At 71.4% G+C, this 25,813-nt stretch carries 23 protein-coding genes; 19 read left to right on the forward strand and 4 right to left on the reverse strand.

What is annotated here, in order from left to right:
• The 9 genes from ACWFR3_RS03040 to ACWFR3_RS03080 all read left to right on the forward strand — a co-directional run bounded on the left by ACWFR3_RS03040 (window position 1) and on the right by ACWFR3_RS03080 (window position 10,409).
• Window positions 1–981 (forward strand): ABC transporter substrate-binding protein, encoded by a 981-nt coding sequence (locus ACWFR3_RS03040; protein WP_453732747.1) that lies wholly within the window; start codon window positions 1–3, stop codon window positions 979–981.
• A complete protein-coding gene (locus ACWFR3_RS03045; protein WP_453732748.1) occupies window positions 978–1,763 on the forward strand; it encodes a 2,3-dihydro-2,3-dihydroxybenzoate dehydrogenase in 786 nt (261 codons plus the stop codon). The genes ACWFR3_RS03040 and ACWFR3_RS03045 overlap by 4 nt, the downstream gene beginning before the upstream one ends.
• Window positions 1,764–1,802: 39 nt before the next feature.
• Entirely contained in the window at window positions 1,803–3,023 is a 1,221-nt protein-coding gene (gene dhbC, locus ACWFR3_RS03050) for an isochorismate synthase DhbC (protein WP_453732749.1), read from the forward strand.
• A complete protein-coding gene (locus ACWFR3_RS03055) occupies window positions 3,020–4,678 on the forward strand; it encodes a (2,3-dihydroxybenzoyl)adenylate synthase (RefSeq protein WP_453732750.1) in 1,659 nt (552 codons plus the stop codon). Before dhbC ends, ACWFR3_RS03055 begins: the two co-directional genes overlap by 4 nt.
• A gap of 96 nt (window positions 4,679–4,774) precedes the next feature.
• Window positions 4,775–5,407 (forward strand): isochorismatase family protein, encoded by a 633-nt coding sequence (locus ACWFR3_RS03060; protein WP_453732751.1) that lies wholly within the window; start codon window positions 4,775–4,777, stop codon window positions 5,405–5,407.
• Between the two features lies 1 nt (window position 5,408).
• Complete coding sequence (locus ACWFR3_RS03065) at window positions 5,409–5,639, forward strand: phosphopantetheine-binding protein (protein WP_453732752.1); 231 nt, start codon at window positions 5,409–5,411, stop codon at window positions 5,637–5,639.
• Entirely contained in the window at window positions 5,636–9,523 is a 3,888-nt protein-coding gene (locus tag ACWFR3_RS03070) for an amino acid adenylation domain-containing protein (RefSeq protein WP_453732753.1), read from the forward strand. Before ACWFR3_RS03065 ends, ACWFR3_RS03070 begins: the two co-directional genes overlap by 4 nt.
• Window positions 9,520–9,717 (forward strand): MbtH family NRPS accessory protein, encoded by a 198-nt coding sequence (locus tag ACWFR3_RS03075; protein ID WP_453732754.1) that lies wholly within the window; start codon window positions 9,520–9,522, stop codon window positions 9,715–9,717. Before ACWFR3_RS03070 ends, ACWFR3_RS03075 begins: the two co-directional genes overlap by 4 nt.
• On the forward strand, window positions 9,714–10,409 hold the full coding sequence (locus tag ACWFR3_RS03080) for a 4'-phosphopantetheinyl transferase family protein (protein WP_453732755.1): 696 nt from the start codon (window positions 9,714–9,716) through the stop codon (window positions 10,407–10,409). Before ACWFR3_RS03075 ends, ACWFR3_RS03080 begins: the two co-directional genes overlap by 4 nt.
• On the opposite strand, the gene fes is transcribed toward ACWFR3_RS03080, so the two are convergent.
• On the reverse strand, window positions 10,316–11,605 hold the full coding sequence (gene fes / locus ACWFR3_RS03085; protein WP_453732756.1) for an enterochelin esterase: 1,290 nt from the start codon (window positions 11,603–11,605) through the stop codon (window positions 10,316–10,318). The genes ACWFR3_RS03080 and fes overlap by 94 nt on opposite strands.
• 127 nt (window positions 11,606–11,732) lie before the next feature.
• Here fes and ACWFR3_RS03090 point away from each other — a divergent pair, with 127 nt between their 5' ends.
• Window positions 11,733–12,599, forward strand: coding sequence for a hypothetical protein (locus ACWFR3_RS03090; protein WP_453732757.1), 867 nt, complete (start codon window positions 11,733–11,735; stop codon window positions 12,597–12,599).
• 27 nt (window positions 12,600–12,626) lie between these two features.
• Here the strand turns inward: ACWFR3_RS03090 and ACWFR3_RS03095 are convergent, their stop codons facing one another.
• Window positions 12,627–13,124, reverse strand: a complete 498-nt coding sequence (locus tag ACWFR3_RS03095) for a MarR family winged helix-turn-helix transcriptional regulator (RefSeq protein ID WP_453732758.1) — start codon at window positions 13,122–13,124, stop codon at window positions 12,627–12,629.
• Window positions 13,125–13,208: 84 nt separating this feature from the next.
• A complete protein-coding gene (locus ACWFR3_RS03100; RefSeq protein WP_453732759.1) occupies window positions 13,209–13,937 on the reverse strand; it encodes an SGNH/GDSL hydrolase family protein in 729 nt (242 codons plus the stop codon).
• Window positions 13,938–14,151: 214 nt separating this feature from the next.
• On the opposite strand from ACWFR3_RS03100, the gene ACWFR3_RS03105 reads away from it, so the two are divergent.
• From ACWFR3_RS03105 to ACWFR3_RS03145, 9 genes are all read left to right on the forward strand, one after another.
• Window positions 14,152–15,933: a carbamoyltransferase family protein gene (locus ACWFR3_RS03105; RefSeq protein ID WP_453732760.1), complete on the forward strand. Its 1,782-nt coding sequence runs from the start codon at window positions 14,152–14,154 to the stop codon at window positions 15,931–15,933.
• 11 nt (window positions 15,934–15,944) lie between these two features.
• Window positions 15,945–16,247, forward strand: a complete 303-nt coding sequence (locus tag ACWFR3_RS03110; RefSeq protein ID WP_453732761.1) for a hypothetical protein — start codon at window positions 15,945–15,947, stop codon at window positions 16,245–16,247.
• Window positions 16,244–17,806, forward strand: coding sequence for an MmgE/PrpD family protein (locus ACWFR3_RS03115; RefSeq protein WP_453732762.1), 1,563 nt, complete (start codon window positions 16,244–16,246; stop codon window positions 17,804–17,806). The genes ACWFR3_RS03110 and ACWFR3_RS03115 overlap by 4 nt, the downstream gene beginning before the upstream one ends.
• A 69-nt stretch (window positions 17,807–17,875) precedes the next feature.
• Window positions 17,876–19,075 (forward strand): cytochrome P450, encoded by a 1,200-nt coding sequence (locus ACWFR3_RS03120; RefSeq protein WP_453732763.1) that lies wholly within the window; start codon window positions 17,876–17,878, stop codon window positions 19,073–19,075.
• Window positions 19,076–19,084: 9 nt separating this feature from the next.
• The gene (locus tag ACWFR3_RS03125) at window positions 19,085–19,876 is read left to right on the forward strand and encodes an HAD family hydrolase (RefSeq protein WP_453732811.1); all 792 of its coding nucleotides are present in this window, start codon (window positions 19,085–19,087) and stop codon (window positions 19,874–19,876) included.
• A gap of 88 nt (window positions 19,877–19,964) precedes the next feature.
• On the forward strand, window positions 19,965–21,473 hold the full coding sequence (locus ACWFR3_RS03130) for an MFS transporter (RefSeq protein ID WP_453732764.1): 1,509 nt from the start codon (window positions 19,965–19,967) through the stop codon (window positions 21,471–21,473).
• A complete protein-coding gene (locus ACWFR3_RS03135; protein ID WP_453732765.1) occupies window positions 21,470–22,114 on the forward strand; it encodes a GDSL-type esterase/lipase family protein in 645 nt (214 codons plus the stop codon). Before ACWFR3_RS03130 ends, ACWFR3_RS03135 begins: the two co-directional genes overlap by 4 nt.
• Before the next feature lie 117 nt (window positions 22,115–22,231).
• On the forward strand, window positions 22,232–23,815 hold the full coding sequence (locus tag ACWFR3_RS03140) for an acyl-CoA carboxylase subunit beta (protein ID WP_453732766.1): 1,584 nt from the start codon (window positions 22,232–22,234) through the stop codon (window positions 23,813–23,815).
• A 111-nt stretch (window positions 23,816–23,926) separates the two neighbouring features.
• On the forward strand, window positions 23,927–24,781 hold the full coding sequence (locus ACWFR3_RS03145) for an AfsR/SARP family transcriptional regulator (protein ID WP_453732767.1): 855 nt from the start codon (window positions 23,927–23,929) through the stop codon (window positions 24,779–24,781).
• Here the strand turns inward: ACWFR3_RS03145 and ACWFR3_RS03150 are convergent.
• Window positions 24,737–25,783 carry a bifunctional lysylphosphatidylglycerol flippase/synthetase MprF gene (locus ACWFR3_RS03150; protein WP_453732768.1) on the reverse strand — a complete coding sequence of 349 codons (1,047 nt, stop codon included), beginning with the start codon at window positions 25,781–25,783 and terminating at the stop codon, window positions 24,737–24,739. The two genes, ACWFR3_RS03145 and ACWFR3_RS03150, sit on opposite strands and share 45 nt — an antisense overlap.
• Window positions 25,784–25,813 lie beyond the last annotated feature (30 nt).

Genomic DNA, 25,813 nt, shown 5'->3' on the forward strand with positions numbered 1-25,813 from the left:
ATGTCCTCGAACCACACCCCGCGTACCCGGCTGACCGCGGTTGCGGCCCTTACTCTGGCCTCCGCGCTCGCCCTCTCCGCCTGCGGTTCCGACTCGTCCGACGACTCCGGCTCCAGCAGCAGGGCGAAAAACGCCACGAAGGTCACCGTCACCGACGCCTCCGGTGCGGAGGTAAAGGTTCCGGCCAACCCCGAGAAGGTCGTCGCGCTCAGCGAGATGGACCTGGACTCCGCCCTCGCCCTGAAGGTCAAGCCCGTCGGACTCTCCGCGGGCAGAGGCCAGAAGGGCGCCCCCGAGTACCTGGCCGACCAGGCCAAGGACATCCCGGTCGTGGGCGCGGTCACCGGGCCCGACGTCGAGAAGGTCCTGCAGGCCAAGCCGGACGTCATCCTCGCGGGCCAGCTCGCCGACCAGCAGGTGCTCAAGCAGCTCCAGGCGATAGCCCCGACGGTCGTCACGATCGACAGGACCAAGGACTGGAAGAAGTCCCTGGAAATCACCGGCAAGGTGCTCGGCAAGGCCGACGAGGCGGGCGCGTTCCTGAAGGACTACGACACCAAGGCCGCCGAGGTGAAGAAGAACCTCGGTGACAACGCCGGCGCGAGCGTCTCCGTGGCGCGCTACTCCGCCAAGGGCACCGCCGTCATGCAGCAGGGCGTGTTCATCTCCGACGTCCTGAAGGACCTCGGCTTCAAGCGGCCCGGCATCCAGAACAAGAAGGGCGAGGGCCACTCGACGCCGCTCAGCGACGAGGACCTGAAGCAGATCGACGCCGACTGGCTGTTCATCGGCACGCTCGGCTCCAAGGGCCCGGACGCCGACCTCTTCAAGGAGCTGGAGGGCAAGGCCGCCTACAAGCAGCTCGACGCCGTCAAGAAGGACCACACCACCGAGATCGACGGCTCGAAGTGGACCAGCCTGGGCGGCGCGCAGGCCGCCGTCTCCGTTCTCGACGACGTCGAGAAGGCGATGGGCAAGTGACTTCCGGCATAGCCGACCTGGAGCTCGAAGGCCGGGTGGCCCTGGTCACCGGCGCGGGCCGGGGCATCGGACAGGCAGTGGCCCGCGCGCTCGCCGAGCGCGGCGCGCGGGTCGTGGCCGCCGACCGGTCGCCCGACGTCAAGAACCAGACGCGGGGCGGTCCCGTCACCGGCATGGTCCTCGACGTCACCGACGCGGCAGCCGTGGACGCGGCGTTCGAGGAAGTCGAGCGCACCGTGGGGCCGTTGGACATCCTCGTCAACGTGGCGGGCATCCTCAGGCCCGCCCCGGTCGTCGAACTCACCGACACCGACTGGGCGGAGACCTTCGCCGTCAACACGAACGGCGTCTTCCACACCTCGCGCGCCGCGGCCCGCCGGATGACCGCGCGGGGCAAAGGGTCCATCGTCACGGTCGGTTCGAACGCCGCGGGCGTGCCCCGCACCCAGATGGCCGCGTACGCCGCGTCCAAAGCAGCGGCCACGATGTTCACCAAATGTCTCGGCCTCGAAGTGGCCCGCGACGGCGTGCGCTGCAACGTCGTGTCGCCCGGCTCCACCCACACCGACATGCAGCGGCAGCTGTGGACGGACGACCACGAGCAGGCCGAGGCCCGTGTCATCGGCGGCGACTCCGCCTCGTACCGGGTCGGCATTCCGCTCGGCAGGATCGCCGATCCCTCCGACATCGCCGAAGCGGTCGCCTTCCTGGTCGGTGACCGGGCCCGGCACATCACCATGCACGACCTGTACGTGGACGGCGGCGCCACCCTGCGCGCCTGAACGCCGCGCCGCCCTCCCCTACTTGACGAGGAGTCACCCGTGACACCCCCCAACGACGTGGTCGCACTCGACGCCCCCACCACCCCCGGGGCCGTCGGCGCGGCGACCGCGCTGCTCGACGCCTACCGACCCGGCGACACCCGGTTCTTCGCGTCGCCCACCCGTACCCTCCTCGCCCACGGCACGGCCGCCGAAGTACCGCACGACGAGCGGCCGTTGACGGAGCGGGTCGCCGCCACCCTCGACGCGCAGCGACGCGCGGGCAACCAGGCCCCGATCGTGGTCGGCTCCATCCCCTTCGACCCCACCGCGCCCGCCGTGCTCGCCGTGCCCGAAGCGGCACGCTGGGCGCCCGCCCTGCGCACCGACCCGCTCGTCGCGCTGCCCACGCCGGCTCCCGCCACGGCAGGCGGCTGGCAGGTGCGCGAGGTGCCCTCGGGCGCGGAGTACGCCGCTTCGGTCGAGTCCGCCGTGGCGCGCATGAAGAGCGGGGAGTTCGACAAGGTCGTCCTCGCCCGCACCCTGGAGCTGTCCACACAAGGGCCGCTCGATCTGCCCGCCATGCTGCAGCGGCTGGCCCGCCGAGATCCGCGCGGCTACTCCTTCGCCGTGCCCACGGGCGCGGGCCGCACCCTCCTGGGAGCCAGCCCGGAGCTGCTCGTCTCCCGGCACGGCAACCGCCTGACCGCCAATCCCCTGGCCGGTTCGACGCCCCGCTCGGCGGACCTCGCCGAGGACGTGCGCCGGGCCGCCGCGCTGCTCGAATCGGCGAAGGACCTGCATGAGCACGCCGTCGTGGTGGACGCCGTGCACAAGGCCCTCGCCCCGTTCTGCGGCGACCTCGACGTGCCGGACCGGCCCACCCTGGTCCGCACCGCCACCATGTGGCACCTGTCGACGACCGTCACCGGCGAGCTCGCCGAGCCGACCACCTCGGCCCTTGACCTTGCCACCGCTCTGCACCCCACTCCCGCTGTCTGCGGTACCCCTACCGGGCACGCCCGTGACGTCATCGGCGAGTTGGAGCCCTTCGGCCGCGGTCACTACACCGGCATGGTGGGATGGAGCGACGCGCGCGGCGACGGCGAGTGGGTCGTCACGATCCGCTGCGCGGAGGCCGATGAGGCGGAGAACGGCAGTGGCCGCCTGCGGCTCTTCGCGGGCGCGGGAGTCGTCGCCGACTCATCGCCGGAGGCCGAACGCGCCGAGACGGGCGCCAAGTTCCGTACGTTCCTGGATGCGGTGGGGGTCGACCGATGACGACGACGGACAGCCATAGGGCGGACAGCCGTACGGACGCGCCGCCGATACCCGAGGTCTTCGCCGAGCGGTACCGCGCGGCCGGGTACTGGCGCGGCGAGACGTTCGGCGGCATGCTCCGCGAGCGCGCCGACGCCCACCCCGCCCGGGTCGCGATCACGGACGGGGACCGGAACTGGACGTACGGCGAACTCGACGTGCGCGCCGATCAGTTGGCCGCCGGGTTCGCCGCCCGCGGCATCGGCAAGGGTGACCGGGTCGTCGTCCAGCTGCCGAACGTCGCCGAGTTCTTCGAGGTGATCTTCGCGCTCTTCCGGATCGGCGCGCTGCCGGTCTTCGCGCTGCCCGCGCACCGCGAGACGGAGATCCACTACTTCTGCGAGTTCACCGAGGCCGTCGCCTACGTCATCCCGGACCGCGTCGGCGGCTTCGACCACCGTGACCTCGCCTCGAAGGTCCGCGCCGAAGTACCCACCCTGCGCGAGGTGTTCGTGGTGGGCGACCCGGGCGAGCACACGGCACTGGCCGACGTGCCCTGCGAGCCGACGCCGATCGACGGACCCGAACCGTCCGACCTGGCGTTCCTCCAGCTGTCGGGCGGCAGCACCGGCGTGCCCAAGCTGATCCCCCGCACCCACGACGACTACATGTACTCGCTGTGGGGCTCGAACGAGATCTGCGGCGTCACGGAGGACTCGGTCTTCCTCGTCGCGCTGCCCGCGGCGCACAACTTCCCGCTCTCCTCGCCCGGTTCGCTCGGCCTGCTCTACGCGGGCGGCCGGGTCGTGATGTGCCCGCAGCCCGACCCGGACACCGCGTTCCCCCTCATCGAGCGGGAGCGCGTGACGATCACCGGTCTCGTCCCGCCGCTCGCCCTGGTGTGGACCGACGCGGGGCGCAGCACCCCGTACGACATCTCCAGTCTGGAGGTGCTCCTGGTGGGCGGCGCGAAGTTCAGCGAGTCGGCGGCCCGGCGGGTCGCCCCGGCGCTCGGCTGCACCCTGCAGCAGGTCTTCGGGATGGCCGAGGGCCTGGTCAACTACACCCGCCTCGACGACCCGGCGGAGACCATCGTCACCACGCAGGGCCGTCCCATCTCCCCGGACGACGAGGTCCGCATCGTCGACGACCTCGACGAGGAGGTTCCGGAGGGCGAGGCGGGTCACCTGCTGACCCGCGGCCCGTACACCATCCGCGGCTACTGGCGCGCCCCCGAGCACAACGCCCGCTCGTTCACCGCCGACGGCTTCTACCGCACCGGCGACATCGTCAGCCGCACCCCCACCGGGCATCTGATCGTCGAGGGCCGGGCGAAGGACCAGATCAACCGCGGCGGCGAGAAGATCGCGCCGGAGGAGGTCGAGAACATCATCCTCGGCCACCCCCATGTCCATGACGTGTCGGTCGTCGCCGTGCCCGACGAGTACCTCGGCGAGCGGACCCTCGCGTACGTGATCCTGCGCGCGGACGCCGAACCGCTGAAGCCCGTCGTGATCAAGAAGTTCGTACGGGAGCGCGGCCTCGCCGCGTACAAGGTCCCCGACCGCGTCGAGTTCGTGACCGCCTTCCCGCAGACCGGCATCGGCAAGATCAGCAAGAAGGACCAGCGGTCGACCGCCGCCACTCCTGCGACCGCCGCCACTCCCGGCAGCTGATCTCCGCGCAACCGCTCCCGGCGCGGCTGACCCCTGCCCGGCGGGCGGCGCCCCCGGTCCACCCCGCATTCCTGAGTTTCCCGAAAGGCCCCCACCATGGCGCTCCCCGCCGTCACGCCGTACCCGATGCCCTCCTCCGAGGAGCTGCCCGCCAACCGGGTCTCATGGACCGTCGACCCGCGGCGGGCGGTGCTGCTCGTCCACGACCTGCAGAACCACTTCCTGACCGCGTACACCCCCGACACCTCGCCGACCACAGAACTGCTCGCCAATGTCGGCGAGTTGGCGAAGTCGGCCCGCGCGGCCGGTATCCCCGTCCTGTACTCCGCACAGCCGGGCGGCCAGTCGCCGGCCGAACGCGGCCTCCAGCAGGACTTCTGGGGACCCGGCCTCCCCGACGACGAGCACGCCAAGGCGATCGCGGGCCCGGTCGCGCCGGAACCCGGCGACACCGTGCTCACGAAGTGGAAGTACAGCGCGTACGTCCGTACCGACCTCGAAGAGCGCATGCGCGAGGCGGGCCGGGACCAGATCGTCATCGTCGGCGTGTACGCGCACATCGGCGTCCTGATGACGGCCTGCGACGCGTGGATGCGGGACGTGCAGGCGTTCGTCGTCGCGGACGCCGTGGCTGACTTCTCCCGCGAGGACCACGACATGGCGCTGCGCTACGCGGCGGGCCGGTGCGCGGTCGTCACCACCACCGACACGGTTCTGAAGGGGATCTGACATGGCGCTCAGCGTGGAACTGATACGGGCCGACGTCGCCGATGTCCTGGGCGAGGAGCCCGCCGACATCCCGCTCGACGAGAACCTGGTCGACTACGGACTCGACTCGGTGCGCATCATGTCGCTCATCGAGCGCTGGCGCCGTGAGCACGACATCACCGCGACCTTCGTGGACCTGGCCGAGCAGCCCGCCATCGAGGCCTGGGTGAAGATCCTTGGAGCCTCGGCATGAGGCTCACCGCTGCCCAGTCGGGCATGTGGTTCGCGCAGGCGCTCGACCCCGGCAGCCCGGCCCAGAACACGGCCGAGTGCCTGGAGATCCACGGTCCCGTCGACCCGTCCCTGTTCGCGCGGACGCTGCGTCAGGTGGTGTCCGAGGCCGATGCCCTGCGCGTCCGGATCATCGAAGGGGCGGACGGACCGCAGCAGTTGGAGGTCGTCGAGCCGACGCTTCCGCTGAAGGTGCGCGATCTGCGGGCCGCGGCCGATCCGGACGCCGATGCGCAGGCGTGGATGCGCGAGGATCTGGCCACGCCGTTCGACCTGGCGGCCGGGCCGCTGTTCGCGCACGCGCTGTTCCGGGTCGGCGACGAGCGCTGGCTTTGGTACCAGCGGGTGCATCACATCGTGATGGACGGCTTCGGCTACTCGCTGCTCGCCCGCCGCACCGCCGAGGTCTACACCGCGCTCGCCGCGGGCGAGACGCCGGGCGAGAGTCCCTTCGGTCGGCTCGAAGACCTGGTCGCAGAAGACACCGCGTACCGCGCCTCGGAGACGTTCGAGACGGACCGCCGCCACTGGGACGGCGCCTTCGCCGACCGCCCCGACGCCCCGAACCTCGCCGGGCGCACCGCGCTGCCGTCGCGCACCTTCCACCGCCGCAGCGCCCGCCTCTCCCCCGAGGCGACGGCGCGGCTGCGCGAGTCGGCGTCCTCGATGCGGGCGACCTGGCCCGAGGTGCTCGTCGCCGCGCAGGCGCTGTACGTCTCGCGGGCCACCGGCTGTGCCGAGGTGGTGCTCGGCCTGCCGATGATGGGCCGCATGGGTTCGGTGGCGCTGCGCGTGCCCGGCATGGTGATGAACGTGCTTCCGCTGCGGCTCACCGTGACCCCGCAGGCGACCTTCGCCGAGCTGACGAGGCAGGTGGTGCTCGGCATCCGGGCCGCCCGCCGCCACCAGCGCTACCGCTACGAGGACATCCGCCGCGACCTGGGCCTCCTGGGCGAGGGCCGGTCACTGGTCGGGCCGCTGGTCAACGTCATGCCGTTCGACTACGGCCTGACCTTCGCGGGCGCCCGCACCGACGCCCGCAACCTGTCGGCGGGCCCGGTCGACGATCTCACGGTCAATGTCTATGACCGTGCCGACGGCAGCGGTCTGCGCATCGACTACGACGGCAACCCCGCCCTGTACGAGCCTGACGAACTCGGCGCCCACCAGGCGCGGTTCATGGAACTCCTGGAGCGTCTCGCCGACGCGGGACCCCACACGCCGCTCGCGGAGCACACCATCGCCCGCCGTGCCGAACTGGCCCTGGTGGTCGAGGAGTTCAACGCCACCGCGCAGCCGGTACCGCCCACCACGCTGATCGGCCCGATCGAGGGCCAGGCGGTCCGCACCCCGGACGCTGTCGCCCTGGCCTTCGGCGGCCAGGAGCTGACGTACGCCGAGCTGAACGCCCGCGCCAACCGGCTCGCCCACCGTCTGATCGAGGCAGGCGTACGTCCGGGCGCGCTCGCGGCGGTCGCCGTGCCCCGCTCCCTGGACCTGGTGATCACGCTCCTCGCCGTACTGAAGGCGGGCGGCGCCTATCTGCCCCTGGACCCGGACTATCCGGCGGACCGCCTCGCCTACATGCTTCAGGACGCCGGTCCTGCCTGCGTGATCGCCGACCGCGCCGACCGGGTGCCCGCTTCGGGTGTCCCGCTCGTCGCCCTGGACGGCCTGGACACGACGCCGTACGGCTCGTACGACCCGCCGCGCGCGCTCACCCCGCACCACCCCGCGTATGTCATCTACACGTCCGGTTCCACCGGCCGCCCCAAGGGCGTCGTCGTGCCGCACGCGGCGATCGACAACCGGCTGCGCTGGATGCAGGACCAGTACGAACTCGGCCCCGGCGACCGGGTGTTGCAGAAGACGCCCTCCGGGTTCGACGTCTCGGTGTGGGAGTTCTTCTGGGCCCTTCGGGTGGGCGCGACACTGGTCGTCGCCGAGCCGGGCGGCCACAAGGACCCGGCCTACCTGGCGCGCGTCATCCGCGAACAGGACGTCACCGTCTGCCACTTCGTGCCGTCGATGCTCCAGGTGTTCCTGTCCGAACCGGCTGCCGCCGACTGCAAGGGTCTGCGGCACGTCTTCTGCAGCGGCGAGGCCCTGCCGCGCGAGACGGTGCGGGAGTTCGGGCGCGTGCTCGACGGCGTGCCGCTGCACAATCTGTACGGGCCGACCGAGGCTGCCGTCGACGTGACGTACCACCCGTGCGACACCGAAGCGACGGGGCCCGTGCCGATCGGCAAGCCGGTCTGGAACACCCGCCTGTACGTCCTGGACGCGGCGCTCCAGCCCTGCCCGCCCGGTGTACAGGGCGAGCTGTACCTGGCGGGCACCCAGCTGGCGGCCGAGTACCTGGGCAGGCCCGAGCTGACGGCGGCCCGTTTCGTCGCCGATCCCTACGGCCCGCCCGGCACCCGCATGTACCGTACGGGTGACCTGGCGCGCTGGACCGAGCACGGCGAGATCGAGTACCTGGGCCGCACCGACCACCAGGTGAAGCTGCGCGGCCTGCGCATCGAACTGGGCGAGATCGAAGCCGAGTTGGCCGCCGACCCGGCGGTGGGCGCGGCCAGCGTCCTGGTCCGCGAGGACCGGCCGGGCGACCAGCGGCTCGTCGGGTACGTGACGCCCTCCGACACCGGGGCCGTCCCCGACCCCGAGGAGCTGCGCATCAGCCTCGCCGGGACACTGCCCGACTACATGGTGCCGGGCGCGATCCTCGTCCTGGACGACTTCCCGCTCAGCCCGAACGGCAAGCTGGACCGGCGCGCCCTGCCCGCCCCCTCCTTCGAGGGTTCCGCCGACGGTGGCCGGGTGCCGAGCGGCCACCGCGAGGAGACGCTCACCCGGCTCTTCGCCGAGATCCTCGGAGTGCCACAGCTCGGCGTCGACGACGCGTTCTTCGACCTCGGCGGCACCTCGCTCCTGGCCGCCCGCCTCGTCTCCCGGGTCCGTGACACGCTGGGCGCCGAGCTCACCATCGGCACGCTCTTCCAGGCGCAGACCCCGGCGGCACTCGCCGCTCACCTGGACGCTGACCACAGCGAGGCCGACCGCTCCCTGGACGTGCTGCTCGCGCTGCGCGCGGGCGGCGACCGCACCCCGCTGTTCGCCTTCCATCCGGCGGGCGGCATCAGCTGGTGCTACTCGGGGCTGCTCTCGCGGCTCGACCCCGGTCAGCCGGTGTACGGACTCCAGGCGCGCGGCCTGCACGGCGAGGGCGATCTCCCCGCCACCATGGAGGAGATGGCGGCCGAGTACGTCGAAGCCCTGCGCACCGTGCGGCCGCACGGCCCTTACCGGCTCATCGGCTGGTCGGTGGGCGGCGTCCTTGCCCACACGGTCGCCGTACTGCTCCAAGAGGCGGGCGAGGAGGTCGAGTTGCTCGCCCTGCTCGACGCCTATCCGTCCGACCAGTGGCGCGACGCCGCGGTCCCGGAAGAGGCGGACGCCCTGGGGGCGCTCCTGCGGATGGCCGGCTACGACCGCACGGACGAGCTGACCCGCGAGGACGTCCTCGCCACGCTCCAGCGTGAGGGCAGCGCCCTGGCGGGGCTGCCCGACCGGACACTGACGGCGGTGCTCGACATCGTGGTCAACAACGCACGGCTGATGCGCGAGCACGAGCACCGCGCCTTCGACGGCGACGCCCTGTTCTTCACGGCCGCCGCGCCGCGTGCCGAGGACTGGCTGACGAGGGAGGCCTGGGCACCGTACGTCAGCGGTTCGATCAGCAACCACGACGTGGACTGCCTGCACCCGGAGCTGACCCAGCCGCGCCGACTCGACGAGGTCTGTGCCGTCCTCGCCGCCCGCCTCAAGGAGCTGGATCACGCATGACCACCACGCCCGGCCCCTTCGATCCGGCCGACACCGGCACCGACGCCGAGCCGACCCATCTGGTCCTGGAGAACGCGCTCGGCGAGTACTCCCTGTGGCCGCTCTTCCGCCGCGTCCCCGAGGGCTGGAACACGGTGCACGGCCCTCAGACGTACGGTCGCTGCGTGGCCCGCCTCCAGGATCCGCCCGCATGACGGAATCCGTCCGCGCGACAGAGATCAAGCTCGTCCGCCCGGCCCCGCTCGACGTGTCGCTCCTCGACGCGCAGGAGCGGCGCCGGGCGGCGGCACTGCGGCGCCCCGCGGACCAGGAGCTGTACGCGGCGGCGCACTCGGCGCTGCGCCGGCACCTCGGCGACTGCCTGTCCGTGGATCCGGCCGCGGTGGAGCTGGTGCGACTGCCGTGCCCGCTGTGCGGCGACCCGCACGGCCGCCCCGCCGTGGCCGGAGGCGCGGGCCCGCACTTCTCGCTTTCGCACACGGACGGCCTGGCCCTGCTCGCCTTCGCCGATGACCGGCCGGTCGGCGCCGACGTGGAGAAGCTGCCGTCCGCGGACGTGCTGGCCGACGTGGCGACTTCCCTGCACCCCCGGGAGCAGGAGGAGCTGGCCGAACTCCCCGCCGCGGAACGCCCTTTGGCCTTCGCCCGCTGCTGGACCCGCAAGGAGGCGGTACTGAAGGGCACGGGCGAGGGCCTCGCCGGTGGCGGGATGGCGTCGCTGCTCGTGGGCACGGGGCCCGCACCCCTCGGCGTCCCTGGCTGGACGGTGCGGGACGTGGTTGTTCCCGAGGGTTACGCGGCGGCGGTCGCCACCGCGGACCGAGCGGACCGGTCACCGAGCAGCCCGACGAGACCGTCCGCGAGCTCGGTGCGCCAGCACAGGTAGTCGTGCCCGCCGTTGAACTCGCGGTACACGGCGTCGTCGTACCCCTTCTCCCGCAGCGTGGCGCGCAGCCTGCGCATGGCGGGCAGCGCCACCCACTCCTGCTCGCCGGCCGAGAGCCAGAACCGCACGGGCAGCCGCTCGCTCGCGGCGATGCGCCCGGTCAGCCACTCGGAGCGTTCGAGGTCGGGCCCGTCGGGCCACCAGAAGGAACCCGACTGCGCGAGGACGCGGCCGAACCGCCCCGGCGCGATCACCCCGGCGTATGCGGCGGTGAGGCCGCCGAGGCTCTGGCCCGCGACGACGGTCCGCGCCGGATCGCCGGTCAGGGAGAGCCGCTCGCCCGCCCAGGGCAGCAGCTCGGTCTCCAGGAACCCGACGAAGCGCTCGTTGCAGGCGAGTTCCTCCCAGCGCTGGTCGGCGCCGAGGGATTCGGGCAGCAGGGCGGCGAGGGGCGGGATTCGGCCGTCCGCGATGAGGTTGTCGAGGAGGTTCGCGACATCCAGGCCCGGCTGCCACATCTCGCCGTCCATGAGCACCAGGACGGGCAGGTCACGCCCGCCGCCCGGCGGCTCGTACAGGTGCACCCGCCGTTCGTTGCCGAGCAGTTCGCTGCGGACGGTGTGGGTGCTGACCGTGCCGCGCGCGACGCCGTCTCGGCGGCGCCAGTCGTCGCCGGTCGGTGCCTGCGGCAGCTCGACGTACGAGACCGGGTCGCCGCCCCAACGCCGGGCGAGGGTGCGCGAGTTGAGCGGATCGGCCCGCTGCTGCTGCCGCAGCCAGGGCCAGTACGCGGCGTCCTGCGCCGGCGGTCCGTCCCCCTCGTCCACGCACAGGCCGTAGCTCGCGCGCCAGTCCGCGCGCATCCGCACCGACCAGTGCCAGATGTCCGTGTCCGGCACCCGCTCCATGAGGTTGCGGGCCATGTCACGCGGGTCGACGATCTTGTTGGGCAGCACCAGGACGGCGCGGGTCGCATCCGTGCCGCGCCACAGGAAGGTGACCACCCGCTGCCCGTCGTCGCCCTGCGGATCGGGCTCGACGACCGGCGCCCCGCCCGCATCCCGTACGGCCTCCCAGAACTTTCCGCTCTCCACGGCCCGCGCCACCCACGCACTGTCCGCGCGCTCGACGGGCCGCGGACGCGGGATGCGGGGCGGCCTGCGGGTCGCCCCGTGGGGAGGAGCGGTGTGCGGCATCGGGGAGCCTCCGGGGGTTCACTGCGTACGCATAGCTAAGGGTGACCTTACTTGAGCCGGTCATCCGTGGGGTGACCAGGGTCGGGCCACCTCCTCATGCGCGGGCGCCCCCGGTACATTGCCGCCTATGTCGATACCGAATCCCCAGCCCGGCCAGCCCAACCAGCCCGGTGCGCCCAACCCTTACCAGCAGACCCCCAATCCCTACCAGCAGCCTCCGGGCGCGGTGGCCCCGCAGCCCTACGGCCAGCCGCCGGGCCCGTACGGACAGCAGCCCGGCCCCTACGGCCAGCCGCCCGCCCCGCCCGCGCCCCCGGCGGGACCGCGCAAGCCCACGCCGGGCTGGGTGTGGGGAATCGGCGGTGTCGTCGTCGCCTCGGCCCTGTGGGCGGGCGGGCTCTTCGCCACCGGGAACCTCGGCGGCGACAGCGCCGACGACGCGAAGGCGGATCTCGCCGGATACCAGTACAAGAAGAACCTCTGCGACGCCTCCCCGCTCGACGGTTTCAAGAAGCACTACGAGATCGACACGGACTCCACGTCGACCACGCACTACGGCTCGCGGCAGAAGGGGTTCGACCAGGCCTACTGCAGCCGCAACCTCAAGGACCCCAAGGCGGACGCCGACACCTACACGAGCATCTACGTCTCGTCGACGGCCCGGTGGCACAAGGCGACCGACCCCGCGGGCGAGTTCGCCTCGGAGCAGAAGGCCTACGAGGACCAGTCCCAGAAGTCGTACTCCTACAAGACCAAGGCCGTCAGCGGCATCGGTGACGAGGCGTACCTGGTGACCGACACGAGCGGCACGGACAAGAAGTCCCTCAACGGCATGACCCTCGCCGTGCGCGAGGGCTGGTTCACCGTCGAGATGCGCTGGAGCTTCTACGGGGGCGGCCCGGACGACAAGGTCGAGCCGCCGACCGCGGCGGAGGTCGAGGAGATGCTCAAGACCGACGTGCGTGCGGAGATGGACGGGCTCAAGAAGGGCTGAGCCCGGGCCGGGGCGGCTCCGGGCGGTTCAGGGACGCGGCCAGGGGTGACCCTCCAGGGTCTCGATGTCGCTGTTGAAGCGCTGGAGGAAGCCGGCGAACGTCGCCACGTCCTGTGCCGACCAACTGTCCATGACCTTCTCCAGGCCCTGGACGTACTCGGAGCGGTCGGCGTCGAGCAGCCGCGCGCCCTCGGCGGAGATGCGGAACTTGCGGGCCATGCCGCCGTCGGGGTCGGGGATGCGCTCGACGAGTCCGGAGCGCATCATCGCCGCGGTCTGCCGGTTGAGCGTGGAGGCGTCCAGGCCGAAGGCTTCGGTGAGCTGGCCGATGGACATCGGGCCGTCCATCTGGATGCGGCTGAGCAGGATGTACGCGCTGCGGTCGAGGCGCCCGCCCGAGGAGCGTGTGCGGGGGTTGAAGAGATGCGAGTGCCGTCCGAGCAGCATCGTCTCGAATTCGACCTGACCGACGGGCTTCTCCGTGCGGCCGGCGGGCTTGTCCTTGCGACGAGCGGGCTTGTCCATGGAGCCATTCTACGCGGTATATGCATAATGCACTTTATGTGCATGGCGCATGTCGCGCTCCAGCGGCAGCGGTGACTGCCCCGCTCACTCCTCGATGAGGTCGAGCGAGGCACTGTCCCGGACCAGGCGCGCACCCAGGGCACGGATGATCTCGGTGCCGAGGACCGCCTGGCCGCGGGCGTTGAGGTGCATGCCGTCGGTGCTCCAGATCGACTCCTCGCGGCCCGTCGGGTGGCTCTGCATGACGACGTGGACCGCGTCCAGCCGCCGGGCCACCGTTCGCATGCGCCCGCCCAGGACGGCCAAGCGCTCCCTGGCCACGTCCCGGTAGCGCGGATCGAAATGCGGATTGCCGATGACGTCGAAGAAGCCGGAGGTCACCAGGGTGCCGACCTCGCTCAACGGCGTGAAGAGTGCTTCGAATTCGCGCTGCGCGGCATCCGGGTCGAAGGCCTTGCGCAGGCCGTCGTTGGCCCCGCACAGCGCGATCACCAGGTCGGGCCGGAAATCCAGCGCGGCCTCGAGCTGGCTCTCGCGTACCTCCGCGGTCATCAGGTCGCGCCGCCCCAGGTTGAGGTGCACCAGGTCCGGCCGCACCTCCCGGAGGGCGTCGACGACCAGGCTCCACCAGGGCGCGTCGCGGTAGCCGCTGCGCGGCTCGCTGATGCCCCGGGCGACGCTGTCCCCGACGATCGCCAGGCGGGACCAAGGGGCGCCCCGGAGCAGCTCCGCTCCCTCGACCGGTAACACCACGTAGGGGTCGTTCTGCTCCGTGTACGGGTCCTTGTACTCCGCCACGTCGGCCGTCTCCATGTCCGGGTCCTCTCGTGAGCCGCGTGTCATGCCGACCGACACTGGCACCCGCGGGCCGCGTCGCGCTGGCGGAAAAGCGACATCACCGCGGCGCCCCTCCCGCGCCGCCGCGCGTCTGCCGGGGCCACCCGTCTCAGCCGCGTCTCAGTGCTGTGCCAGCCGCGACTTGAACGATGAGCGCGAGTCAGTCCTCCCTCCATCGAAGGAGCCCGGTGTGATCGTCCTCGGCTACAACGGCTTCACCCACGGCGCCGACATGTTCGGGCGGCTCTACGGAGCGACCGGGATCGACCGGCACAGCATCCTGGGCCATGACGCGGCCGTCGCACTCCTGGTCGACGGGGAGTTGGTCGCCGCCGTCGAGGAGGAGCGGCTGAACCGGGAGAAGAAGACCTCGGCCTTCCCCGCCAACTCCCTGCGGTGGTGCCTGGACACCGCAGGCGTACGCCTGGACCAGGTCGACGTCGTCGCGTTCCCCTGGGCGTTCTCCCCCGACCTCGTGCACACGATGATCCAGGACGTCGGCCGCAGCGACCTGTCCGTCGAGGAGAAGTTCGACCGGCTCAGGCGGTTCGGCGAGCTCTACGGAGGGCTCGTCGGCAAGGAGGCCATCCACGCGGACTTCAGGCAGCGGACGGGATACGACCTGCCCGCGGAGAAGCTCGTCCCCGTGCCGCACCACATGGCCCATCTGATGTGCGGCTACCACCTCTCCGGCGAGCGGGACACGGCGTTCATGGTGAGCGACGGCCGCGCCGAACGGCTCTCCTCCGTCGTGGGCGAGGTGTGCGACGGCCAGGTGCGGCTCTTCGAGAGGTCGGCGATCGGCGTCGACAACTCCCTCGCCCTGCTCTTCGGGGAGATCACCCGCTACCTCGGCTTCATGCCCAACAACGACGAGTACAAGGTGATGGGCCTCGCGGCCTTCGCCCCGCCTCCCGAGGACAATCCCCTCCTGCGGCACGTGGTCGACCTGCGCGACGAGGGCCGCTACACCCTGGCCATCGCCAACGACCCCAGCGGCACCCGCGGTTACTACCCCCTCCTGGACCGGCTCTTCGGCGGCGACGAACGGCTGCGCGGGACGACGGAGTTCCGTGCGACGGTGGCCGCCGCCGCACAACAGATGATCGAGGTGGTCACCGCGCACCAACTGAGCGCCCTGGAGGCCGGCACCGACCTGACCCGCCTCGTCTACGAGGGCGGCCTCGCCCTCAACTGCGTGAACAACTCCAAGCTCCTTCAGAACTCCCGCTTCACCGACATCCACGTCAGTTTCGGCGCGAGCGACCCGGGCGTGGCCATCGGCGCCGCCGTCTACGCGGCCGGACTCCGGCCGCGGCCCCGCCGGGTGCCCGCGACCCCCTATCTGGGCCCTTCGTACGACGACGAACAGATGCTCCGCGCGCTGCACGAGCACAGCGACCGGGTGGAGTGGACCGAGCTCGACGAGGACGCGGTGGCGGGGCAGACCGCAAAGCTGCTCGCCGAGAAGACGGTCGTCGGCTGGTTCCAGGGCCGCGCCGAGTACGGCCCGCGCGCCCTGGGCAACCGCAGCATCCTGGCGAACCCGGGGTTCGCCGACATCAAGGACATCATCAACACCCGGGTCAAGCACCGCGAGCCGTTCCGCCCCTTCGCGCCGGTCGTCCTGGAGTCCGATGCGCGGCGGATCTTCGACATGGGCAAGAAGGCGTCGTCCCCGTACATGACGTTCGTCTTCCCGGTGCGGCCCCAGTTCCACGACGTCATCCCCGGCGCCATGCACGTCGACGGTACGTCCAGGGCGCAGACCGTCACCGCCGATTCGAATCCGAAACTGGCCGAACTGCTCGACCGGTTCACCGAGTTGACCGGGGTGCCGTGCCTGGTGAACACCTCGTTCAACATCGCCGGTGAGCCCATCGTCTGCTCGCCCGCCGACGCGCTTGCCTGCTTCCTGCACACCGAGATCGACGCCCTGGTCCTCGGACGGTTCCTGGTCGTCAAGAAATGACGGACGTCGACATGGCACAGCAGGAACAGCCGGGCCGCCAGTCGGTGGGCACGCTGCTCGAAGCGGCGCTGTCCGGACTGACCCGCACGCCCGGCCGCGAGGCGCCGCTGGCCGAAGCCTGCATCGCCTCCGTCGAGTGCGCGCTGCAGCTCGCGGCGATCACCGGGCACGCCGGGCGGGTGCCGGACGACGAGGCACTGAGCCGGGGGGCGCGCGAGGCGCTGGCCGCCGCCCGCGCCTCGGTCGTCGCCGCCACCTGCGCGGTCCGGTCCATCGAGGACAGGCGGCGCGGCCTCCCCGGGCGCCGGGCGTGAGCGCGGACCACCGCCGGGACTCCGGCGCGTCCCTCACGCGGCGGCTCGCCGAGTGGGCCGCCGGCCTGCGCCACCCGGACCTGCCCGAACGGATCGAGGCGTACGCGACCAGCGAGGTCATGTCGCATCTCGCGGTGGTGCGGGCGAGCCTGGGGCACCCCCTGGGGCGCAAGCTGGTCCGGGCGTTCGGCAGCCCCCTCTCGCACGACCCGTGCCGGGCGGCCCAGGTGATGGCCGCGCTGTCCTCGTGCCTCTACTACGAGGACAGCATGTACGCGGGCCATGTCACGCACGCCTCCGCCGGGGTCCCGCTGACCTTCCGCCGCTACCAACGCCTCGACGGGCGGGCCCTGTTGACCGCTGTGGTCGCCGCGAACGAGTGCGCCGCCCGGGTCACCGCCGCGGGCGCGCTGGGTCCGCTGCGCGGGCAGGGCACCTCGTACACCCAGCTCGTGGGTGCCGTCGCGGCCCGCCTGCACGGTGCCGGGTCCCCGGCCGGGCTGTGGACCGACGCCTGGGGCCTTGCCCTCGCCATGCCTCCGTGGCCGCTGCGGCGGGCGCTTCTGGGCAGCGAGGCCAAGGTTCTCTCGGCGGCGGTCCCGGTGCGGACCGCCCTGGACGCCTGTGACGCCGCGGCGGCGGGGCTGCGGGGGGCCGAGGACATCCTGGAGCATCCGGGCGGGCTGCTCGCCAAGTTCTCCCACGTGCCGTCGCCGGAGGCGGTCACGGCCGGGCTCGGCACCCGCTGGCACACCGAGACACTGACCTTCAAGATGCGTCCGGCCGGCGCGTATGTGGACGGCGCCGTCGACTGCGCCGCACAACTGCACGCCCGGCTCTCCCCCGAGGACATCCGCGGCATCGAGGAGATCGTCGTCTCGGCGCCCCGGCTGACCATCGCCATGGACCAGGAGGGTGCCCCGTACGTCGACCGCGAGCACTCGGCGATCATGGCGCTCAACGTCAACGTCGCCTACAACGTGGCCACCGCCCTGGCCACCGGCTCCGTCACCCCCGCCGACCTCGCCGAACCGGCCACCGCGGACCCCTGGCGCTGGTCCCTCGCGGACCGGGTACGCCTCGAGTACGACGCCGGTCTGAGCCGCGACGTCCTGCGCGCCACCGCGCCGTTGGGCGAGGCCCTGCGGCAGGCCGGGGCGAGCGGCCGTCGGTGGCTCGCGGACTTCACGGGGGAGAGCACGGCCGCCGCCGGGGTCACCGGGCCGCCGAGCACCACGTTCCGTGAGGCCGACAAGGCGGTGGGGGCCCGGCTGCGGGTCACTCTGCGCGACGGCCGGGTGGTCACCGCCTCGTGCGGGCGGCCGTTGGGGGCGGCCGGGCCCGAGACCCGGCGCACGCACCGCGAACTCGTCCGGGACAAGCTTGCGTCGTCCGGGACATCTGCCGAGGTGATCGACGGCCTGGACCGTCTCGCCTCGCTGGACGCACGGCAGGTCGACGCCCTGGTGACCAGGGCGCTGTCCGAGCCGCTGCCCGCGACCGAACCGCCGCCCGGTTTCGGTCCCCTGCTCGAGTCCGGTCTGCCGCGAAGTTCCTGACCGGCCCGGACGACACCCGATCCGGCTCCCGCGCAGGACACGGCAGTCGGAGGAAGGGGACACCTCACCATGTCCGATCACGCGCCCAGGTTCACCTATCCGACCAAGCGGACGGACCCGCTGGTGCCGCCCGACGAGTACGCGCGGGCGCTGCGCGAGGAGCCGGTGTGCCCGATCACCCTCGCCACCGGCGACCCCGCCTGGTTCGTCGCCCGCCACGACGACGTACGGACCGCGCTGTCCGACCGGCGCTTCAGCAGGGAGGCGCTGTTCCGCCCCGGTGCCGCCCGCGCCCAGGTGGTCGAGCCCGACCCGAACAGCATGCTCACCATGGACCCCCCGCACCACACCCGGCTGCGCAAACTCGCCAACCGGGCCTTCGGACCGCAGCGCGTGGAGCGGCTGCGGCCGTACATCGAGAAGGTCGCCGCGGAGTTGCTCGACGCCATGGAGGCCGGCCCGCCCGAGGGTGACCTCGCCGAGAGGTACGCGCGCCCGTTCGCGCTGCGCATCATCTGCCGCGCGCTCGGGGTGCCGTTCGAGGACTACGACAAGTTCGGTGCCTGGACGGACCGGTTCATGTCGCTCACCAAGTATCCGCCCGAGGAGATCAACCGGGCCAACGAGGACATGCGGGCCTACTTCGCCCGCCTGATCGGCCTGCGCCGCGAGGAACCCGGCGACGATCTGATGAGCGCTCTCGTACGGATCCACGACGCGGAGGGCGAGCCGTCCGAGCCGGAGATCGTGGGCCTGGGCGCGCTGTTGCTGCTCGCGGGGCACGACACCACGGTGACGGTGCTCTGCGGCGGGACGGTGGCCCTGCTCGGCCACCCCGACCAGCTCGCACTGCTCCGGGAAGACCCCGGGCTCTACCCCGACGCCGTCGAGGAGGTGGTGCGTCTCAACGGCCCCGGCGGCGGCACCTCCATCCGGATCACGACGAGCGACGTCGAACTGGGCGGCACGGTCATCCCCGAGGGCTCGGCGGTGCTCGCCTCGGTGGGCACCGCGAGCCGTGACCCCGAGGTCTACCCCGATCCCGACCGCTTCCTGATCCGGCGCGAGAACCGCACCCAGGTCGCCTTCGGGCAGGGCCCGCACTTCTGCATCGGCGCGAATCTCGCGCGGGCGGAACTGGCCATCGGGCTGCGCGCCCTGTTCGACCGGTTCTCCCGGCTGCGGCTCGCGGTGCCGGCGCAGCAGTTGCGCTGGAAGGACTTCGCGGCTCTCGGGGGCTGGGAAGAACTGCCCGTCGCGTGGGGGTGATCGTGCGTGATGCTCCCGTCCTCGGCGCTGTCCTCGGTGCTGTCCTCGGTGCTGTCCTCGGCCGCTCCCATGCCCCCGCCCGCGATCGCGTTCTTCGACGTCGACGAGACGCTGATCTCGGTCAACAGCATGGCCCGGTTCCTGCACCACCACATGCGGGCCCGCGGCCGGCCGCGCGCCGACTTCGACGACGCGGTGCGCCGACTGCGGGCACTCAGCGAAGGCGGTGCGTCCCGGACCGAGGTGGCTCACGCCTACTACCGCCTCTACGCGGGCTGCGACGCACGGGAGCTCGCCGCCCGGGGCCGGGCCTGGTTCGCCGCCGAACTGCGGGCCGGGGGCCTGTTCCTGGCGGACAGTGTGGCGGCGCTGCGGGAGCACCGGCGCAGAGCGGAGGCGGTCGTTCTCGTCTCGGGGTCCTTCGCGCCCTGCCTGGATCCCGTCGCGCGACGGCTCGGCATCGACGCCGACGCGGTGCTCTGCGCACGGCCCGAGACGGTCGACGGGGTCCTGACCGGCAGGGTCGACGTCACGATGACCGGCGAGGAGAAGGCCGTCGCGGTGCGCGCGCTGCTCCGGGAGCGCGGAATCTCCGGAGACCGCTGTCATGCGTACGGCGACCACGCGTCCGACCTGGCGATGCTGCGGGCCGTGGGCCACCCCGTGGTGGTGGGCGCGGACCCCGTGCTGCTCCGCCATGCCGAGGCCGGCGGCTGGCGACGGCTGCCGGGCGCCGAAGCCGTGACTCCGCGGCCTCGTCGCATTCCTGCCAGCGGACGGCTCCGGGCCTCGCGAGAGTGAAGGGCGTCCGTCCCCGAAACGGCCGTCCCTCCCTACGGCCGCTCCCTACCACGGCCGTCCCTCCCTGCGGCGAAGGATCGGTGGGCCAATGATCCGAAATCCGGCGGTTGTTGCCGTGCGGCCGAGCTACCCGGTGGTGGTGGCGCTCGCCGCGGGTGCCATCTTCCTCTCGATCCTCGACGCCACCGTGGCGAACCTCGCGGTGACGGACATGCACGACAGCTTCCCCGGCGCCTCGGTGACCGATCTGACCTGGGTCATCTCGCTGTACGCCATCGTGTTCGCCTCGTTCCTCGCACCCGCGGGACGCCTCGCGGACGTGCTGGGGCGTCGCCGTCTCTACACCGTCGGCATGGGCCTGTTCACCGCCGCCTCGCTGCTGTGTGCCGTGGCCCCCGGCCTCCCCGCACTCCTAGTCGCCCGCGGTCTACAGGGGCTGGGGGCGGCGGCCATGATTCCGGCGTCGCTCGCCGTGCTCCTCGTCGATGTGGCCCCGGAACGCAGAGGGGCGGCGATCGGGCTCTGGAGCGCCGCCGCGTCCGCCGCGGCGGCGGTAGGGCCGAGCCTCGGCGGGATCCTCATCGACGCGGTCGGCTGGCGTGCCGTGTTCTTCATCAACCTCCCTCTCGGCATCGCACTGCTCCTCGGCATCAGGGCGGTAAGCGGATCGGTCCCCGGCAGGCAGGGCCTTCCCGACGTGCTCGGCACGGTGCTCCTCGCGGCGGGCACCGGGCTGGTCGTGCTCGGCATCACCCGGGGGCAGGAATGGGGCTGGGGCGGCCCGCGCGTCCCGGGGTGTCTCGTCGGAGGCCTCGCCCTGCTGGCGACGGCATTGGTACGGGCGGGACGGCACCCGCGTCCCGCGGTACAGACCGGGCTGTGGCGCAGCAGGGACTTCGCCCTGGCCAACCTCGTCTCGTTCTTCTTCGGCGCCGCGCTGTACGCCTGGCTCCTGGTCGGGGCGCTCTTCCTGGTGGAGGTCTGGCAGTACTCGCGGATGGCGGCCGGGGTGTCGATGATCCCCTCGGCTCTCCTTTCCGCGTCGGTCGCGGCACTGGTCGGACGGTCGCTGGGCAGGCGCAGCCCGCATCTGGCGGTGTTCTGCGGCGCGGCGGCCCTGGTGGCGGCCGAACTCTGGCTGGGCCTGACGCTCTCGTCGCAGGCCGCGCTGTGGAGCATGTGGATCCCGGTGGGGCTGCTCGGCGGTGCCGGGATCGGGGCCATCAGCACCGGGGTGAACAGCGCGGCGGCCCTGTCCGTGGCACCGGCGGACTTCGCCGGTGCCACGGGGCTCAACATGGCGGTACGGCAGATCGGCGGCGCCCTCGGTGTCGCGACGCTGGCCGCGATCCTGCCCGCGCAGACTTCGTCCGAGCCCGCCCCCTACAGCCACGTGGTGTTCTTCAGCTGCGCCGCGGCGGCCGTCGCCGGGCTGCTCGGGCTCGGCTTCTCCCAGCGGCGACGCCGGTCCCCGGGCCGGGGGCAGGTACAGGTACGGAGGCAGGTGCGGGGTCAGGTACAGGGACGGGGTCAGGGCCCGGCCCGCCCCGAACCGCTCGCCTCACGCAAGCCGCCCCTTTTCAGGAGACCACCGTGAGCGGCACCCGCCCGCACGAACGATACGAACAGCAGGAACAGCACCCCGCCGGGAGCGAGGACTCCCCCGCCCCCGCCCCCGTCCTCGTCCGCGTACCGTGGCGGCGGTTCATCGTCCTGGGCGACGGCGGAGCCAAGTGCCCGCAGACCGACGGCAGTCCAGGCTGCCGGCTCTGGGCGGACCACGTGGCCGAGGCGCTTCGGACGGTCCGACCCGAGCTGGCCTATCTCAACCTGGGCCGTCGTGATCACTCGGCCGCCCAGGTCAGGGCCAGGCAGCTGGCCAAGGCGCTGGCCTTCCGGGGTGATCTGGCCGCGGTCGTCGCCGGAGGCCGGGAAGCACTGCGCGATCCTTTCGACGTCGATGCGACCGAGGCGGAGCTGAGCCGCATCGTGGGACCGCTGCGGGATTCCGGCGCGGACGTGCTCACCCTGGGCCCATACGGCCCCGGCCTGCTGGCGCCGGTGGCCGAGGAGCACAGGAGCGGGCCGCGGCAGCGGCTTCGGCTCCTCTCGGAGCGAACCCGTGAACTGGCCCTGCGGCACGGCGCGCTGTACGTCGACGTGAACGCGCGAACCGTCGCCGCCGCCGTCATCCGCCGTCTCGCGGACCACCTCGACGCGACGGACTCCGCCGCGTAGCCGACCGTGTCCCGCCGTGTCCGGCCGTGTCCGCCCGCTGAAGCGTGCGTTTCAGCGGGTCACCAGTGTGCCGTGCAAGGTTGCGGGCAATTACTGCCGACGGTCGGACGGATTCACATGGCAATTCCAGACGGGGAAGTCGTGGACGGCAACAATGTCCACGCGAAAACGTCCGAACTCCGTATCTTACTGCGGCAGTTGAAGGCGGGATCCGACGAGCGGGCGACCCTGGCGCAGCACGCCAAAGGGAAACTCACGGTGCGCGAGCGCATCGACGCGTTTCTCGACCCCGGGACATTCACCGAGATCGAGGCACTGCGGCGGCATCGCGCGACGGGTTTCGGAATGGAGGACAAACGGCCGCACACGGACGGGGTGGTCACCGGCTGGGGAAAGGTGTACGGCCGGAAAGTCTTCGTGTACGCCCATGACTTCCGCATGTTCGGCGGGGCTCTCGGCGAGGCGCATGCCGAGAAGATCCACAAACTGATGGACCTGGCCGCGGCCACCGGAGCCCCGCTGGTGAGTCTCAACGACGGGGCCGGTGCGCGGATCCAGGAGGGCGTGTCGGCGCTGGCCGGTTACGGCGGCATCTTCCGGCGCAACACCCGCAACTCCGGTGTGATCCCCCAGATCAGCGTGATGCTGGGTCCCTGCGCCGGGGGTGCCGCGTACTCTCCCGCGCTGACCGATTTCGTCCTGATGGTGCGCGGCACGTCACAGATGTTCATCACCGGTCCTGATGTCGTCCGGGCCGTCACGGGAGCGGAGGTCACGCACGACGCGCTCGGGGGCGCCGATGTGCACGCGACGGCCTCCGGTGTCGCTTCTCTCGCATACGACGACGAGGAGACCTGCCTGGAGGACCTGCGCTTCCTGCTGACGCTGCTCCCCTCGAACAACCAGGAGCCGCCCCCGTGGGAGCCGCCGACCGACCGCGCCGACCGCGGGACGCCCCGGCTCATGGAGGTGGTTCCGGCCGCTCCAAGCCGCTCGTACGACATGCGCGCGGTGCTCGCGGAGATCGTCGACGACGGGGAGTACTTCGAGGTCCAGCCCGCCTGGGCCGCCAATGTCATCTGTGCGCTCGGCCGTCTCGACGGCCATGTCGTCGGCGTCGTCGGCAATCAGCCCGCGGTCATGGCGGGGGTGCTGGACATTCACGCGAGCGAAAAGGCGGGGCGGTTCGTTCAGTTCTGCGACGCCTTCAACATCCCTCTGGTCACCCTGGTCGATGTGCCGGGCTTTCTGCCGGGCGTCGACCAGGAACACCAGGGCATCATCCGGCACGGCGCGAAACTGTTGTACGCCTACTGCAACGCCACGGTCCCCCGCGTCCAGTTGATCCTGCGCAAGGCCTACGGCGGCGCGTACATCGTGATGGACTCCCGCTCGATCGGCGCCGACATCTCACTGGCCTGGCCCACCAATGAAATCGCGGTCATGGGTGCCGAGGGCGCCGCGAACGTGATCTACCGCCGCGAGATAGCCGCCGCCGAGGACCCCGAAGCCTTCCGGGCCCAGAAGATCAAGGAGTACGAGGGTGAACTGATGCACCCTTACTACGCCGCCGAGCGGGGCCTTGTCGACGAGGTGATCGACCCGGCGAACACGCGATCGGCGCTGATCAGCGCCCTGGAGATGCTGCGCACCAAGAACGCTTCGCTGCCTTCGCGCAAGCACGGGAACCCCCCGACGTGAGCGGGACATGAGCGGGACGCGCACGGACCAATCCGGATGCGTCCGGCTTACGAAGAACAGGCGGAAAACGTCACGTCAGCTTCCGACACGTCGGAGAGACGGGGGACTCGCATGCAGATCAGGCTGCTCGGGCCGATTCAGCTGATCGAGGAGAACGTTCCCATCGTGCTGCCGGGAGAGAAACTCAGAACAATCATGGCGGCCCTTGCTCTCACGCCCGGCACCCCGGTACTGGCCGTCGACCTCCTCGACGAGCTCTGGGGGGACAAGCTCCCGAAGACCGCGGGGAACTCCCTGCAGTCGCATGTCGCCCGGCTGCGCCGCATTCTCGCCCAGCAGACCGGAAAACCGAGCACCCGCGGTCTCGTACGCACTTCGCACTCCGGATACCTCCTGAACGTCGACCCCGCGGACGTCGACGCCCTCTGGTTCACGCGAGCCGTGGACATGGCGAGCCGGCACATGGGCGGCAATCACGAGCTGGCCATCAAGCTGCTCACCGACGCGTTCGCCGTCTGGCGCGGCCCCGCCCTCCTTGATGCGGGGGACGGCATGATCTGTCGTATCGCCTATGCCCGTCTGGAGGAAACCAGGCTCATCGGCCGGGAGTTGTTCATCGAGGCGCACCTGCGACTGGGCAGGCATCAGCAGGTCATCCCCGAACTCGAACAACTTCTCACGCAGCACCCCTTGCGCGAGCGTTTCTGCGAGCAATTGATGACCGCGCTGTATCGCTCCGGACGGCAGGCTGACGCCATCAGCGCCTACCGCAGGGTTCAGCACAACCTCTCCACGGAGCTGGGGATCGATCCGGGCCCCGGAATGCAGCGGAAGTTCCGGGAGGTGCTCCAGCAGGAGGAGAATTTACTGCGCGGGCCCTCAGGAGACGAGGCCGCCACCGGGCTCGCGACCACCGCTTCCCTAAATGGATTTGGTTACCCGCAGGATGTGCCACACAGCGCGTAAACTGGCTGACCCTTCGAAGGCGAGGTATTCGGGCAGCACCAGCTGCGGACCCCATTTCTCTTTGTACGCGAGCTGACTGCCCGCCGGGTAGACGGACTCTCCCTTTTCCGCGAGGAACCGCAGGAGCTTTCCCGTCAGGGCGCTGCTCGACGCCAACTCGTGTGTGGCGTCCAGGCCGGTGAAGGGGGTGAAGCCGAAATGCAGCCACTCGGCCCCTTCCCGCGAAAAGGCCTGTACGGCGGTCGCGTTGATGGCCTCCATCACGCCGGGACCGGCGTCCGGCAGGCGCCGGCTGAGATCGTGCAGCCAGCCGGGGCGCGATCCGTGCGCGGGAGAGTAGGAGATGTAGGCCACCGGCCGGCCGTCGAGGGTTCCCAGGAACAGTCGCCGGTGCCGCTGGGCGGGACCGCCGATCTCTCCGACCAGGAATTCGATCTCCTTGACGTGCCTGCCCTTCGCGCGCAGCCAGGCCGCGTCGATCCCCGCGACGCTGCCCCGGTGATCGGCGAACGAGACCTCCTGGACGTCCAGACCGCTGCGCGTGGCCCGGGAGATCTTGTTGCGCAGCTTCATGAACCGTGAGCCGCGCAGCGTGAACTCGGGGAGATGGACCGAGTAGGAGGAGCCCACCTGGTTGAGCACAAACCCCGCCGCCTCGTACAACTCGGCGTCGGCACGCTGCAACTGGATCCCGGCGATCGTGCGCTTTCGGCCGCGCGCGTACTTCTTGAATTCACGCAGGACCGCCGCCCGGCGGCCCTCGGGCCCGAAGACGCCGCCGAACTGGATGAAGAAGCGACCCGCTTCCCGGTAGGCGACGAGTTCACCGCCGTCGCCGATGAACAGTTCGTTGCCCGTGTTGAGGGCCAGAAAAGCACTGGGATTGTCCGCGTACTTCTGCACGGCATTCAGTGCGGCTTCCCTCAGTTCGGTTTCCTTCAGCGCGGCTTCCCTCAGTGCGGTTTCCGTGCTCTTCCGCGACGTGTCCGACACCCGGCTCATGTTTCGCACGCTCGCTTCCCCATCGACTGA

This window comes from Streptomyces sp. NPDC055189 (assembly GCF_053606765.1).

What these genes read in the sequence shown, in the direction of transcription:
- ACWFR3_RS03080 (WP_453732755.1), top strand. Translation starts at nt 9,714, where the DNA reads ATGACGGAATCCGTCCGCGCGACAGAGATCAAGCTCGTCCGCCCGGCC.
- ACWFR3_RS03040 (WP_453732747.1), top strand. Translation starts at nt 1, where the DNA reads ATGTCCTCGAACCACACCCCGCGTACCCGGCTGACCGCGGTTGCGGCC.
- ACWFR3_RS03140 (WP_453732766.1), top strand. Translation starts at nt 22,232, where the DNA reads ATGGCAATTCCAGACGGGGAAGTCGTGGACGGCAACAATGTCCACGCG.
- fes (WP_453732756.1), bottom strand. Translation starts at nt 11,605, where the DNA reads ATGCCGCACACCGCTCCTCCCCACGGGGCGACCCGCAGGCCGCCCCGC.
- ACWFR3_RS03145 (WP_453732767.1), top strand. Translation starts at nt 23,927, where the DNA reads ATGCAGATCAGGCTGCTCGGGCCGATTCAGCTGATCGAGGAGAACGTT.
- ACWFR3_RS03095 (WP_453732758.1), bottom strand. Translation starts at nt 13,124, where the DNA reads ATGGACAAGCCCGCTCGTCGCAAGGACAAGCCCGCCGGCCGCACGGAG.
- ACWFR3_RS03120 (WP_453732763.1), top strand. Translation starts at nt 17,876, where the DNA reads ATGTCCGATCACGCGCCCAGGTTCACCTATCCGACCAAGCGGACGGAC.
- ACWFR3_RS03125 (WP_453732811.1), top strand. Translation starts at nt 19,085, where the DNA reads ATGCTCCCGTCCTCGGCGCTGTCCTCGGTGCTGTCCTCGGTGCTGTCC.
- ACWFR3_RS03130 (WP_453732764.1), top strand. Translation starts at nt 19,965, where the DNA reads ATGATCCGAAATCCGGCGGTTGTTGCCGTGCGGCCGAGCTACCCGGTG.
- ACWFR3_RS03090 (WP_453732757.1), top strand. Translation starts at nt 11,733, where the DNA reads ATGTCGATACCGAATCCCCAGCCCGGCCAGCCCAACCAGCCCGGTGCG.
- ACWFR3_RS03075 (WP_453732754.1), top strand. Translation starts at nt 9,520, where the DNA reads ATGACCACCACGCCCGGCCCCTTCGATCCGGCCGACACCGGCACCGAC.
- ACWFR3_RS03150 (WP_453732768.1), bottom strand. Translation starts at nt 25,783, where the DNA reads ATGAGCCGGGTGTCGGACACGTCGCGGAAGAGCACGGAAACCGCACTG.
- ACWFR3_RS03055 (WP_453732750.1), top strand. Translation starts at nt 3,020, where the DNA reads ATGACGACGACGGACAGCCATAGGGCGGACAGCCGTACGGACGCGCCG.
- ACWFR3_RS03070 (WP_453732753.1), top strand. Translation starts at nt 5,636, where the DNA reads ATGAGGCTCACCGCTGCCCAGTCGGGCATGTGGTTCGCGCAGGCGCTC.
- ACWFR3_RS03065 (WP_453732752.1), top strand. Translation starts at nt 5,409, where the DNA reads ATGGCGCTCAGCGTGGAACTGATACGGGCCGACGTCGCCGATGTCCTG.
- ACWFR3_RS03100 (WP_453732759.1), bottom strand. Translation starts at nt 13,937, where the DNA reads ATGGAGACGGCCGACGTGGCGGAGTACAAGGACCCGTACACGGAGCAG.
- ACWFR3_RS03060 (WP_453732751.1), top strand. Translation starts at nt 4,775, where the DNA reads ATGGCGCTCCCCGCCGTCACGCCGTACCCGATGCCCTCCTCCGAGGAG.
- ACWFR3_RS03110 (WP_453732761.1), top strand. Translation starts at nt 15,945, where the DNA reads ATGGCACAGCAGGAACAGCCGGGCCGCCAGTCGGTGGGCACGCTGCTC.